The sequence below is a fragment of the Nonomuraea sp. NPDC052129 genome, assembly GCF_040680095.1.
Lineage (GTDB): Bacteria > Actinomycetota > Actinomycetes > Streptosporangiales > Streptosporangiaceae > Nonomuraea.
Genome location: NZ_JBFAVX010000020.1, coordinates 33086 through 46160, shown reverse-complemented (window position 1 = coordinate 46160; position 13075 = coordinate 33086). Strand labels below are relative to the sequence as shown.

Sequence of the window (13075 nt, the reverse complement as noted above, 5' to 3'; positions counted from 1 at the left end):
TCCCGCTTAGGTAACCGGCGTATGTGATGTTAGCTCCTTACCGGCGAACGCAGCGGCCTGCCCCTCCCCGCCCTCGTCACTGGAGAACCGGGCGGCCCGCCCGTCCCTGGCCTCATCACCAGAGAACCGGTTGGCCAGCCCTTCCCTGGCCTCGCCATCGGAGAACAGGGCGACCAGCCCTTCTCTGCCCTCATCGGTCAGCACCACGGCCCGTGGAACGGTGCCGTGCCGGTACCAGCCGCGCTCGAGCAGCGCCCCGGTCACCGCCGCGCCGAGAGCCCCGCCGAGGTGGGCCCGGCGCTCGGTCCAGTCCAGGCATTCCGGGGCGAACCGCCGCCTGGCCTTCCGTACCCCCGCGACGTCCACTCCGAGCCCCGCCAGCAGCCACTCCCCCTTGTCCGTGACCTCCTGGTTCACCAGGAAACCGCCCTGGACCAGCTGGTCGAACAGCGCCACACCGGCCCGCCCGGCCAGGTGGTCGTAGCACGTACGCGCCTCCTCCAGCTGCCTGGCCTGACGCGACTGGCGCAGGGACCGGATGGGCGGCCGGGTGCTCACCCTGGCGAGCACCTCCAGCACCTCGGCGACCTCGTGGCCGGCCAGGCGGTAGTAGCGGTGGCGGCCTTGCCGTACGACGTCGACGAGCCGCCCGTCGAGCAGGCGGGACAGGTGCGCGCTCGCGGTGGCGGCGCTCACGCCGGAGAGCCTGGCGAGCTCTCCGGCGGCCAGCGCGCGACCGCCCAGCAGCGCGGTGAGAATGGCCGCCCTGGTGGGATCGGCTATGAGCGCCGCGACGGGCGCGATGTCGGAGTCTTGGGCGATGTATTCGGCGGCCATACTTGACGTTAACCCACGGACATTTCGCCAGCCGTCGAAGCATCGCCTCTTCGCCGCGCCCGGCGCCTGGTTAGGCTGCGGGTGAGCCTAACCAGGGGGGTTCCGTTGGCAGTCCCGTCGACAGCAGAAGCCGGTACCTCGACAGCAGAAACCAGCGTCTCGGCAGGAGAAGCCGACGCCGCGGCAGCAGGAGCCGGCGTCGCGCTCGTCACCGGAGCGTCCCGCGGCCTGGGCGCCGTGATCGCCCGCAGGTTAGGCGCCGACGGCCACACCGTGGCCGTCAACTACTACTCCGAACACGAGAACGCCCGCCGGGTGGCCGCCGACATCCGCGCCGCCGGTGGATCCGCCGAGGCGTTCGCGGGGGACGTCACCGACGAGGCCGCGACGGCCGAACTGGTCGCCCAGGTCACCGACCGGCTGGGCCCCGTGGAGGTGCTGGTCCTCAACGCGACCGGCCCCCAGCCGAAGGTCGCGTTCGAGGATCTCACCTGGCAGACGCACCTGGACCAGCTCCGCTTCTTCGTGAAGAGCCCCACGCTCCTCATCCAGGCGGCCCTGCCGGGCATGAAGGCGCGGGGCCGGGGCCGCGTGATCCAGATCGGCTCGGACATCGTGGACCGCGCCCTACCCGGCATGTCCGCCTACATCGCCGCAAAGGCCGCCCAGCATGAGCTCACCCGGGCATGGGCACGCGAGCTGGGACCGTACGGCGTCACGGTGAACCTCGTCGCGCCCGGCTTCATCCCCGTCGAACGGCACGCCGAGATCGGCGCTGAGGATCTGGCGACGTACCGGGCGCATGTCCCACTCGGCCGGATGGGCACGCCTGACGACGTGGCGGGCGCGGTGTCCTTCCTGGCCTCTGAGGCGGCGGCGTTCGTCACGGGAGAACGCATCACCGTCAACGGGGGCCACACCATCGGCTGACCCGAACCCCGAGACGCCCAGCGACAGCGGCGCTCGGTGACGACGGCTTCGGTTACGGCGGCGCTCGGTGACCGTGTCGAGCCCCACGGTCCGGCTCCCCTTTGCCACGTCGTGGCGACCTCCAGACGCAACCACGCTTAGACGCCGCCCCAACCATTCCACGACCACGATCGACCCATGACAGACAACGCCACCAATCCCGCGCTCCTTGTCGCCGAAGCCGTCGACCGGTGCCTCACCATCGCCGAGACCTGGCTCGCCTGGGACGGCACCCCCATCGTGACCGACGGGGCCAACCTGTGGACCCCGGCGAAAGCCGTACGCCGCATCCAGGACCACCTCATCGACCACCTCGCCGAAGTCGAGGCGCTCCTGGCCGGCGCAACCCCGCAGGACGACCACTGGCACGGCCGGATGGTGACGCTGGAAGCCGACTGGGCCCGCTTCACGGAGCTGGACCTGGCGGAGGCCCGCTCCCGCTGGACCCGCCTGGGCCAGTCCTACGTGAACCGCTACACCACCGCCCCCGACGCCTGGGACCTCCCGCGCTCCCCCAACTGGACCCTGCGCGAGATCGCCGAGCACGTGTCCGGGATCACCTGGTACGCCGAGCAGGTGGGAACCCTCCGGTTTGGGGACTCGGCCAGGATTCGCTAGAGTTCTCTCGTCGCCGCACACCAGCGGAGACAACGCGGAAGTGGCTCAGTGGTAGAGCATCACCTTGCCAAGGTGAGGGTCGCGGGTTCGAATCCCGTCTTCCGCTCGGAGCTTCCGGCTCGGTGGAGTGGCCGAGAGGCGAGGCAACGGCCTGCAAAGCCGTCTACACGGGTTCAAATCCCGTCTCCACCTCCCAGGACGATTAGCTCAGCGGGAGAGCACTTCCCTGACACGGAAGGGGTCACTGGTTCAATCCCAGTATCGTCCACCATGCTCCATGGCAGACCTGCTCACGCAGGAGCCATAGCCCCAGCTCACGGCAGCTGCCGAGAGTCTGGGGCTTCTTGTTGTTCCCGGTTGATCATGGTTGTTGTCAGTGCTGGCGCCGACGTTGTGCCGCACCGGGCCCGCCGGTTCGTAGCGGCGAGGGGAGCATCGGTGTCTTGATGACAGAGCAGACGGCAAAGATCGAATCGCGTTGCGACGGTTGCGGGGGCACCTTGGTCCGCCAGGTGAACCAGTTCATCGACCGCGACCAATTGTGGTGGGATGCCGAGTTCTCCTGCGTGTCCTGCGGTGCTGGGGGGTGTGAGCACTCAGGCCCTGGCCAGGCGCCGGAGGATGTCCGCAGCGCCCTGCTGGCAGAGCATAGGCCGAGCCGGCTGCGTGTGGTCGGTCCGGTGCCGAGCCTGGTCTCGGTCTTGCCCGCCGCATGGGCGGCGGCGGGGTGACCGGCCTGCGCGCCCGCGGCGCCCACACGCTGGGCCTGAGCTGGGCATCCCCTGCCTGAGGCATCGCTAGGGGCGGGCGTCCCCTGCCTGGGACATCGCTAGGGGTGGGCGCTCTCTGCCGGGAGCCCAGGCTTGCGGCCGACGCCGACCATCACCCACGCCTTCTCCGGTCTCTCGGACTGGAAAGGGCTGTCGGGCCGCCACTCCCGGACGTACACCAGCCCGGGTTCGACCAGTTCGAGCCCGTCGAAGAAGGGCAGCACCGTCTCGCGCGTACGGGCGCCGCCTTCGGCGTGGCCCAGCATCCTCCGGTAGAGGGCGACGATCGGCTCCGCCACCTCAGGGCGGGAGTCGAAGACGACGTGCGTGATGACGATGTGGCTGCCGGCCGGCAACGCGTCACGCAGCTCGGCCACGTGCCGGAAGGGCTCGTGGCCGTCCGGGATGTACTGCAGGACGCCCAGCAGCAGCACCGCCACCGGCTGGTCGAGGTCGATGACCGCCCGCAGGTCGGGGTCGGCCAGCAGTTCGGCGGGATGCAGGATGTCGCCCTTGACGACGCCGGTCCCGGCGCCTCGGGCCAGGATCGCGCGGGCGTGCGCGAGCACCACCGGGTCGTTGTCCACGTAGGCCACGCGGGCGCCGGGGGCCAGGGATCGGGCCAGTTCGTGGGTGTTGGGTTCGCTGGGGAGCCCCGAGCCCAGGTTGATGAACTGGGTGATGCCCTGCTCCACCAGAAACGGGATCACCCGTCCCTGGAACGCCTGGTGCTCCTGCGCCATGACCCGGACCTCCGGCGCGGTGGCCAGCACAGCCTCGGCCGCCTCCCGGTCAACGGCGAAGTTGTCCTTACCCCCGATGAAGTAATCGTGCATCCGGGCGAGGTTCGGTGTGCTGGAGTCGATTCCTGCGATCCACCGGGCCTCGTCACTCATGCGGCGTCTCCTCCACGTGTCGAATAGCTCCTTGATTATGCCCAACAACAGCAAGCTACGCCCAACCCGCAAAGACCGGACATAGCGCATCTAACAGCGGTGATGAGATGGGCTCATGTTTGGGCCTTGTCGGAGTGGCGCGGGCGGCGGATGCTGGCGGCAGGCCCCCCAGCCGTGTGAGGTGTCCGTGATGCGCCGCCGATCCATCGCCATCGTTCTCCTCCTTCTGACCGCCTTATTGGCGCCGCCGGGAGGAAGATCGACGGCGGCGTCCTCACCGGCCACTCCAGGAGACAGGTCGGCGGCCGTCGCGGCGGAAGGCAGGTCGGCGGCGGCGTCCGATGTGCGTGGGTTCGTCGACGCACACAGTCACCTGTTCTCCTACGAGGCATTCGGCGGCATGCTGCTGTGCGGGAAGCCCTTCGACCCCGGTGGCGTCTCCCGCGCCCTGGCGGACTGCCCCGATCACTATCCCCATGGCGAGCTGGCCTGGTTCGAGAACTTCACCCGGACCGGCTCAGCGACCGGCACCCACGACCCGGTGGGCTGGCCCACGTTCCGCGACTGGCCGGCGCACGACTCGCTGACCCACCAGCAGGCGTACTACACGTGGGTGGAGCGGGCCTGGCGCGGCGGGCTCCGGATCATGGTCAATGACCTGGTGGCCAACCGCCAGCTGTGCGCGATCTACCCGCTGAAGAAGAACTCCTGCGACGAGATGACCACGATCAGGCTGGAGGCACAGCGGGCCCGAGAGCTGCAGGACTACATCGACACCCAGTACGGCGGGCCAGGACGGGGCTGGTTCAGGATCGTGCTCGACCCGGCCGAGGCCAGGCGGACGGTCGAGGCGGGCAAGCTCGCCGTCGTTCTGGGGATCGAGACCTCCGAGCCGTTCGGCTGCCGCCAGATCCTCGGCATCCCGCAGTGCACCCAGGGGCAGATCGACCGCGGGCTGGACGAGATGTACGCGCTCGGCGTACGGAGCATGTTCGTCTGCCACAAGTACGACAACGCCCTGTGCGGCGTGCGCTTCGACTCCGGCACCCAGGGCGCCATCGTCAACCTGGGCAACCTGCTCAGCACCGGCTCCTTCTGGCAGGCGCGCACCTGCACCGGGCCCGCGCACGACAATCCGATCGATCCCGGCGGAGTCCTGCCCGACCAACTGGCCGGGCTGCTGCCACCGGGCGTCTCGCTGCCGATCTATCCTCCGGCGCCGCACTGCAACACCAGAGGGCTGACCGCCCTGGGCGAGTACATGGTCAAGGGGATGATCCGCCGGGGCATGCTGGTGGAGCTCGACCACATGAGCGCCAAGGCCGCCGGCAGTACGCTCGCCATCCTCGAGGCGGCCGGCTATCCGGGCGTGATCTCCTCCCACAGCTGGGCCGACCCGAGCTACTTCGACCGGATCTACGCCCTTGGCGGGATGATCACGCAGTACGGGCACGACGCGCGGGACTTCGTCGCCGAGTGGCGCCGTACCCAGCCGCTCAGGCAGGCGCACCAGATCCCCGGCTACGGCTACGGCCTGGACGCCAACGGCCTGGGCCGGCTGCCCGCACCCCGTACCGGCAACGCCGCGAACCCGGTGACGTACCCCTTCACGTCCTTCGACGGGAGCGTGTCCCTGGACCGGCTGCGTACCGGCGACCGGGTCTGGGACGTCAACACGGACGGCGTCGCCAACTACGGCCTGGTGCCCGACTGGATCGAGGACATGCGGATCATCGCCGGCCCGGACATCGTGCGGGACATGGCCGCGGGCGCCGAGTCCTACCTGCGCACCTGGACGGCCGCCGCGGCCCGCCGCATCCCCTGACCCCGTTACTGGGTGCGGTCGTAGCGCATCACCACCACGCGGGAGTCGCAGGTGCGCGAGTCGACGAGCCGCAGGTTGATCCGGTCCTCGCGGGGCACGAACAGCGGCTTGCCGCCGCCCAGTACGACGGGATGCACCGCGACGTGGTACTCGTCGATCAGGCCGTGGTCGGTCAGGGCGGCGGCCAGGCGAGAGCCGCCGGTCAGCAGCAGGTCCTTGCCGGGCTGCCGCTTGAGCTCGGCGACCTCCTCGGCGAGGTTGTCGCCGATGACCCTGGTGGCCCAGTCGGTCTCCTTCAGCGTGGTCGAGAAGACGATCTTCGGGGTGTCCCGCCAGATGGGCGCGAACCTGAGGACGTGCGGGTGGTCCGACATCGACTCGGCGTTCGGCCAGAAGCTCGCCATCCCCTCCCACACGCCGCGCCCGTACAGGAAGGTGTCGGATCTGTCGGTCAGCGCGTCGGAGTAGTCCGACAGCTCCTCGCCCATCTCGGGCCAGTCGAACTCGCCCTTCGGCCCGTCGATGTGGCCGTCGATCGACGTGTGCACCCAGTAGATGATCCTGCGCATGTCCCGCTCCTTCGCTCGGTGTTCTTCGCTTTCGTGGTGGAGTCGGAGTCGCGCGGCCGTTCTCTACATCCGGCCGGAAGTTTTCCTGACTTCCGCGAGCCAGGGTTTCAGGCCAGGAGTTGGCGGGCCGGCACTCATGCCAGGAGTTCGCGAGCCAGGGCTTCGCTCCACCACTGCTGAACCCGATCGGGCGACCAGCCGCGTTCGGTGGTGAGCGTGGTGTAGACGTCGATGGTGCACATGGCCGCGTAGATGTCGACGGCCGATGGTACGTCCAGGCCGTCCCGCAGCACACCGGCCGGCCAGGAGGAGAACACCTGGACCCGGGTCTCGTCGCCCCGCCGGCGGGCATCGCGGTAGGCCGCCGCCAGCTCGGGCTCGGTGCGACCGGCCTCGCGCACCAGCGTGATGACGTCGCCCGCGCGCTCGAACAGCCGCCGGTCGTAGGCGGCCATCGCCGCCAGTTGCCGCCGGGGGTCCGTCGCCGCGGCTTCCAGCTCGGCGAGCTCCTGGGCGACGTCGGCCGACAGGTCGGCGGCGTCGGCGAGGGCCTGGGTCAGCCCCGCCTTGTTCCCGTACACCGCGTAGACCGTCGGCACGGAGACTCCCGCCTCGCGCGCCACGTCGCGTACGGTCGTCGCCGCCCACCCTTGGGAGACGAAGAGCCGGCGGGCGGCCCCGGCGATGTCGGCCCGCGTCTTCCGCGCCTGCGTCGCCCGGCGCAACGAGTCGTAGCGGCGCGGCCCCGGCTCTGCACTCATGATTTCCCCGACTTTCCGCTGTTTATAATGAATATATGACAACGACTCGCGAAGGACAGCACCGCGAGCTCGGTGACGGCCCGTCGTGGCAGAGGCCCCCAGGAGGGAGACGGTCTGTCACGCCTGCGGGGACGCCCCCTCCGGAGGGAGAGGAGGCGAACGGTCGTGGACATCGCGCTAGTGGCCGCGTACGGCCTGGATCGCGGCGTCACGTGTGAGTGCGGCACCGCGGTCGTAGGCCGTGGTGAAGGCCGCCTCACCGAGTAGGGCGCGGGCGCGTTCGGTGGGTCGCAGCAGGTTGTCGAAGCCGCTCAGGTCCGTCGTCCCCCGCAGTGCGGTGGCCAGGCCGAGCAGGTGGGCGGCGCGCGTGGGGTCGGCGTCGGCCAGGGCGAGCGCGGCGCGCAGGTGTGCCGCGCCGGCCAGGGTCGGCATGTCCACCGCGTCGGCGGCCAGCTCGATCGCGGTGTCGAGGAGCGGCCGGGCGCCTTCCACGTCGCCGTCGAGCAGGGCGGCCATGGCCCGGTAGCAGCCGGCCGACGCCCGGACCGGGGAGTGCAGGGTCATGGCCTCCACCGCATCGAGCTCGCGCCGGGCAGCCGCCCGATCGCCGGTTCTGAGCAGGACCTCGGCCCGCGCCAGCCGGATGTACTCGATGCCTTCCTGCTTGCGCAGCTGCTCCGCGAAGTCCCAGGCCGCGAGCATGTCGCTCTGTGCCCGGTCGAGCTCGCCCAGCCGCGCGCGGGTGATCGCGAGGCCGGCCAGGATGGCCGCCTGATCCTCGAGAATGCCGAGCTCGCCGGCCAGGCGGAGCGCTTCCAGCCGCGCGTCGATCGAGGCGCTCAGGTCGCCCTGGCGGGCGTGGTGCTCGGCGAGTACGCGTAACGCCGAGGACAGGGCCCAGCGTTCGCCGAGGGCCTCCAGTTCCCGGCGGGCCTCGTCCAGGAGGGTAAAGGCGTGAGCGACCTCGCCCTCGTACTCCGCCACGATCGACTGCGTCATCAGCGTCGTCGCGCGCTCCCAGCCGGTGAGCCCCGGCAGCAGCCGATCGGCCGAACGCGCGGCGCCCGCGGAATCGCCCAGCCAGATGGGCGCGAAGAGCAGCAGAACCCACCCGGACACCCCGCCGCCCAGCCGGTCGCGCAGCTCCAGGCCGGTGGACATCGCCTGCTGGGCCGCCTCGACCGCACCGAGCCCGTGGTGGGCGAACGCCTCCAGCACCAGCCGCACCGGGCGCTGGGCCTCGGGCACCTCGCCGGGCAGGTCGAGGACGCCGCGCGCCCAGTGCATGCCTTCGAGGGACCTGCCCTCCAGGTACCAGAACCACCAGACGGCCGCGAGGAGCCGTACGCCCAGCTCCGCGTCCCCGACCTCGGCCGCGAGCCGCATCGCGGCCAGGAGGTTGTCGTCCTCGGCCCGCAGCCGCGCCAGCCAGTGGAGCTGGTCCGCCTTGCGCAGCTCGGGGTCGGCGGTCTCGGCGAGCCGGAGGAAGTGGCGGGCGTGCCGGTCTCGGACGGCCCGGTCCTGACCGGCCTCGGTCAGCCGCGCCATCCCGTACGACCGGACGGTCTCCTGCATGCGGTAGCGCTCACCGGACGGCTCGACCAGGGACTTGTCCACCAGGGCGGTAAGGACGTCCAGCACGTCGGCGGCGTCCGGCCCACTGGCCTCTTCGAGCGTGCCGTCGGCGGTATGTACGCTCACCGCTTCGAGCGCGTCCAGCGTGGCGCCGCCGGGGAAGGCGGCCAGGAGCATCGCGAGTTCGCGTTCGCGGCCGGACAGCAGGTCCCAGCTCCAGTCCACGACCGCCTGCAAGGTCTGATGCCGGGGCAGCGCCGTACGGCTGCCACTGCTGAGCAGGCGGAACCGGTCGTCGAGCTTGGCGGCGATCTGCTCGACGCTCAACGCGCGCATCCGCGCGGCGGCCAGCTCGATGGCCATCGGCATCCCGTCGAGCCGCCCGCAGATCTCGACGACCGTGCCCGTGTTGTCCTCGTTCAGTACGAATCCGGGGCGGACCAAGGCCGCGCGCTCGACGAAGAGCCGCACGGCCGGATAGGACTGCGGATCCCGCACCGCGGCCGCCGGCCACTCCAGAGGCGGGATGGGATAGAGGCTCTCCCCCGCGATGGCCATCGACTCCCGGCTCGTCGCCAGGACGCGCAGGTCGGGACAGGCGCCGAGCAGCCGGTCGGCCAGGTGCGCGACAGCCGACACGACGTGCTCGCAGTTGTCCAGGACGAGCAGCACCCGCCGGCCGTCCAGCTCCTCGGACAGCCGGTCCAGCGCCTCTGCCAGCCGGTCCATGACGTCACGAGCCGGGGCGTCGCGAGCCGCGATGCCGCGGGCCGGGGTGCCGTCGGCGGGCGCCGGCTCGAACCAGCCGGAGTCTCTGGCGCCGATCGCCGTGAGCACCGCGTGGGCCACGTCGAGCGGCTCCGTCACCGCCGCCAGCTCGACCAGCCAGACGCCGTCGGGGGCGAGCTCGGCGGAGCGCTGGGCGACCTCGGTGGCCAGCCGGGTCTTGCCCGCGCCGCCCGGCCCGACGACGGTGACCAGGCGGGCGGCTTCCAGCGCCTTGGCCAGCTGCGCCAGCTCCTCCTCCCGGCCGACGAAGCTGGTCACCTGGGCGCGCAGATTGGTACGCCGGGTTCGACGGCGAGGATGATGCTGAGGGTCGTGCCGGAGGAGGCTCAGGTGGACCTCGGCCAGCTCCGCCGACGGGTCGACACCCAGCTCGTCGGCCAGGGTGCACCGGGTCCGCTCGTAGGCGTCCAGCGCGTCCGCCTGCCGTCCGGCCGCGTACAGCGCCCGCATCAGCAGGCCCTGCAGGCGCTCGCGCAAAGGATGGGCGGCGGCCAGCGGGCGCAGCTCGGCGAGGACGTCCGTGCCTTCGGCGAGTTCGAGCTCCAGTCGTTGTTCGGCGGCCGACAGGCGCAGCTCGGCCAGGCGTACTCCCTCGTGGGCGGCGAACGGCAGGTCGGCGAACTCCGCGAACGCGGGCCCGCGCCACAGGCTTTCGGCCGCCCGCAGCGCCGCGAGGTCGCCGGCGCTCACCAGCCTCTCGAAGCGTGTGACGTCGACCTCGGCGGGCTCGATCGCCAGCCGGTAGCCGGGCGGCTGCGACTCGATGGTCGCGGCGCCGACCAACCGGCGGGTGCGGGAGACCAGGGCCTGCAGGGCGTTGGCGCTGCCCGCCGGCGGCTCATCGCCCCAGATGGCCGCGATGAGAACCTCCACCGGCACGACCCGGCCCGCCTCCAGCGCGAGCCTGGCCAGCAGCGCGCGCAACTTCGTGCCCGGGATCTCGATCGGACGGCCGTCGTCGGCCCGCGTCTCGAACGGACCCAGCAGCATCACACGCACGCCCCAAGCTTCCCACTCACCGGGCGACTCCCGTCCACGACGCCAGCGGATGCCGGTCCTCAACCCCAGCGGGTGCCGGTCGTCGCGCCGCGTTGGCTTCCACCAGTCCTTCACCGGTGCTAGCTTTCGCCCGTGATCCTGAATGTGGTCTTTCTGCTCGGGGCGCTGGCCTTGATCGTGGCCAACGGGATCTTCGTCGCGGCGGAGTTCTCCCTGGTGACGGTCGAGCGCGTACGGGTCCACCAGCTGGCCGAGTCCGGAGACCGGGGCGCGCAGGGGATCGAGGCCGCGGTGCGGCGGCTGTCGTTCCACCTGTCCGGGGCGCAGCTGGGCATCACCGTCACGTCGCTGCTGCTCGGCGTCGTGTCCGAGCCCGCCATCGCCGGCCTGCTGGAGCCGCTTCTGGGCGGCGTCCCCGCCGCTCCCGGCGTCGCCGTCGCCCTGGCGATCGTCATCTCCACGGTGGCGCAGATGGTCCTGGGCGAGCTGGTGCCCAAGAACGCCGCCCTGTCGAGGCCGATGGCCGTGGCCAGGGTGGCGACGCCGCCGCAGCGGGTGTTCTCCGCCGCGTTCGGGCCGCTGATCAAGCTGTGCAACGCGGTGGCCAACGGCATCGTCCGATGGCTGGGGGCCGAGCCGCAGGAGGAGCTCGCCTCGGCCCGCTCTCCCGAGGAGCTGAGCCTGCTCGTCCGGCTGTCGGCGGAGGCGGGGGCGCTCCAGCCGAGCACGGCCGCCATGCTCCAGCGGGCTCTGCGCTTCGGCGGCAAGATCGCCGCGGAGGCCATGACCCCCCGTACTGACTGCGTGACCATAGCCGGATCCACCAGTGTCGCCGAGTTCCTCAGGCTGGCCCGCCGTACCCGGCATCTGCGCATCCCCGTGTGCGGTACGGAACTGGACGACATCCTCGGCGTGGCGAGCGTGCCGCGCGCGTGCGCCGTGCCGGAGGAGGAACGGGAGCGGACGCCGGTGGCCGCGATCGTCCGGCCGGCGGTTCAGGTGCCCGAGTCGGTGAGCCTGGAGGTGGTCCAGGAACGGCTCAGTTCGACGGGCGTCGAGATGGCCGTGGTGATCGACGAGTACGGCGGCTTCGCGGGCGTCGTCACCGCGGAGGACCTGGTGGAGGAGCTGATCGGCGACATCGCCGACGAGTACGACCTGCCGGAGGAGGCGTCGGCCGAGCCCAAGGCCGCGCTGCTCGCGCCGGGCGCCTCGGTGAGCGTGCCAGCCGTGCTGACGGCGGACGAGGCCGAGGAACGTACCGGCTTCCGCATGCCCGAGGGGCCCTACGAGACGCTCGCGGGGCTGGTGCTGGCCCGGCTCGGCCGCATCCCCGATCCGGGCGACGAGGTGGAGGTGGGCGGGTGGACGCTCCGGGTGGAGGCCATGCGTAGCCGGCGGGTCGAGCAGGTCACCCTCACCGCGCCGAGGCGGGAGCATCCGTGACCATCGGCGACGGCTTGGCCCTGGTGCTGCTTCTGGCGGTCAACGGGTTCTTCGTGGGCGCCGAGTTCGCCCTCATCTCGGCGCGCCACACCCAGCTCGAGCCGCAGGCGCGGGTGGGTTCGCGCCGGGCGCAGGCGGTGCTCGCCGCCATGAACACGGTGCCCAAGATGCTCGCCGCGGCCCAGCTGGGCGTGACGCTGGCCTCGCTGATGCTCGGCGCGTTCGGCGAACCGGTGGTGTCGCGGGCGGTGGAGCCGCTGTTCGCGGCCGTGGGGCTGCCCGAGAAGATGGTGCATCCGGTCGCCTTCACGCTGGCGCTGCTCCTGGTGGTGTCCGCGCACGTGATCATCGGGGAGATGGTGCCGAAGAACCTGGCGCTGTCCGGCCCGGACACGGCGGCGCTGTGGCTGGTGCCCCCGTTGTTCGTTCTGGCCCGGGCGATCGGCCCGGTGCTCACGTTGATCCAGGCCATGGCGGGCGCGGCGCTGCGGTTGCTGCGGATCCCGCCGACCGACGAGATCCACACCGTCTACACCTCGGCGGAGCTGCCGGTGCTGATCGAGGAGTCCCGCCGGCACAAACTGCTGCGGCAGGACGAGCGGGACCGGATGATCGCCACGCTCGCGCTGCAGGCCCGGCCGGTCCGCACGGTCATGGTGCCCATCGGCGAGGTGGTGAGCGTCCCCGCGACGATCGACAGCCTCGGGCTGCAGGAATACTCGGGCCGCCACGGGCATTCCCGCTTCCCCGTGCACGGTGACAGCCCCGCCGAGCTGCGCGGCTACCTGCACGTCCTGGACGCGCTCAACGGGCACGGAACCCGTCAGCCGCTGCCGATCCGCGCCCTGCCGCTGATCGCCGGCACGGCGACGCTCGCGGACGTCCTGGCGACCATGCGTCAGCGCCGCGCCCAGCTCGCCGCCGTGACCGGCGACAAGGGGCAGGTGCTCGGCGTGGTCACCCTGGACGACGTGCTCAGCGGGATAGTTCGCCAGCCTTCCAGAGGCCCTTCATGACGATA

Annotated in this window: 10 protein-coding genes and 3 tRNA genes; 8 read left to right on the top strand and 5 right to left on the bottom strand. The window is 71.3% G+C overall.

What is annotated here, in order from left to right; genetic code table 11:
- Positions 1 to 6: 6 nt before the first annotated feature.
- Positions 7 to 837, bottom strand: coding sequence for a helix-turn-helix transcriptional regulator (locus AB0L53_RS35270; RefSeq protein WP_364003427.1), 831 nt, complete (start codon positions 835 to 837; stop codon positions 7 to 9).
- A gap of 105 nt (positions 838 to 942) precedes the next feature.
- Here AB0L53_RS35270 and AB0L53_RS35265 point away from each other — a divergent pair, with 105 nt between their 5' ends.
- The 5 genes from AB0L53_RS35265 to AB0L53_RS35245 all read left to right on the top strand — a co-directional run bounded on the left by AB0L53_RS35265 (position 943) and on the right by AB0L53_RS35245 (position 2695).
- Positions 943 to 1767 (top strand): SDR family oxidoreductase, encoded by an 825-nt coding sequence (locus AB0L53_RS35265; RefSeq protein ID WP_364003424.1) that lies wholly within the window; start codon positions 943 to 945, stop codon positions 1765 to 1767.
- Positions 1768 to 1944: 177 nt separating this feature from the next.
- Positions 1945 to 2424, top strand: a complete 480-nt coding sequence (locus AB0L53_RS35260; protein ID WP_364003421.1) for a hypothetical protein — start codon at positions 1945 to 1947, stop codon at positions 2422 to 2424.
- A 34-nt stretch (positions 2425 to 2458) separates the two neighbouring features.
- A tRNA-Gly gene (locus AB0L53_RS35255) sits at positions 2459 to 2530 on the top strand.
- Positions 2531 to 2545: 15 nt separating this feature from the next.
- A tRNA-Cys gene (locus AB0L53_RS35250) sits at positions 2546 to 2616 on the top strand.
- A 4-nt stretch (positions 2617 to 2620) separates the two neighbouring features.
- Positions 2621 to 2695 (top strand) — tRNA-Val (locus tag AB0L53_RS35245).
- Between the two features lie 558 nt (positions 2696 to 3253).
- Here AB0L53_RS35245 and AB0L53_RS35240 read toward each other — a convergent pair.
- Positions 3254 to 4090: an SAM-dependent methyltransferase gene (locus AB0L53_RS35240; protein ID WP_364003418.1), complete on the bottom strand. Its 837-nt coding sequence runs from the start codon at positions 4088 to 4090 to the stop codon at positions 3254 to 3256.
- Between the two features lie 190 nt (positions 4091 to 4280).
- Between AB0L53_RS35240 and AB0L53_RS35235 the strand changes: the two genes are divergently transcribed.
- The gene (locus AB0L53_RS35235) at positions 4281 to 5915 is read left to right on the top strand and encodes a Coagulation factor 5/8 type domain-containing protein (RefSeq protein ID WP_364003415.1); all 1635 of its coding nucleotides are present in this window, start codon (positions 4281 to 4283) and stop codon (positions 5913 to 5915) included.
- A gap of 5 nt (positions 5916 to 5920) precedes the next feature.
- Here AB0L53_RS35235 and AB0L53_RS35230 read toward each other — a convergent pair whose 3' ends face one another.
- From AB0L53_RS35230 to AB0L53_RS35220, 3 genes are all read right to left on the bottom strand, one after another.
- Entirely contained in the window at positions 5921 to 6484 is a 564-nt protein-coding gene (locus AB0L53_RS35230; protein ID WP_364003412.1) for a dihydrofolate reductase family protein, read from the bottom strand.
- A gap of 134 nt (positions 6485 to 6618) precedes the next feature.
- Positions 6619 to 7245 carry a helix-turn-helix domain-containing protein gene (locus AB0L53_RS35225; protein WP_364003409.1) on the bottom strand — a complete coding sequence of 209 codons (627 nt, stop codon included), beginning with the start codon at positions 7243 to 7245 and terminating at the stop codon, positions 6619 to 6621.
- 177 nt (positions 7246 to 7422) lie between these two features.
- Positions 7423 to 10599 carry a BTAD domain-containing putative transcriptional regulator gene (locus tag AB0L53_RS35220; RefSeq protein WP_364003744.1) on the bottom strand — a complete coding sequence of 1059 codons (3177 nt, stop codon included), beginning with the start codon at positions 10597 to 10599 and terminating at the stop codon, positions 7423 to 7425.
- Positions 10600 to 10740: 141 nt separating this feature from the next.
- On the opposite strand from AB0L53_RS35220, the gene AB0L53_RS35215 reads away from it, so the two are divergent.
- Positions 10741 to 12054 carry a hemolysin family protein gene (locus AB0L53_RS35215; RefSeq protein ID WP_364003406.1) on the top strand — a complete coding sequence of 438 codons (1314 nt, stop codon included), beginning with the start codon at positions 10741 to 10743 and terminating at the stop codon, positions 12052 to 12054.
- Positions 12051 to 13070: a hemolysin family protein gene (locus tag AB0L53_RS35210; protein ID WP_364003403.1), complete on the top strand. Its 1020-nt coding sequence runs from the start codon at positions 12051 to 12053 to the stop codon at positions 13068 to 13070. Before AB0L53_RS35215 ends, AB0L53_RS35210 begins: the two co-directional genes overlap by 4 nt.
- Positions 13071 to 13075 lie beyond the last annotated feature (5 nt).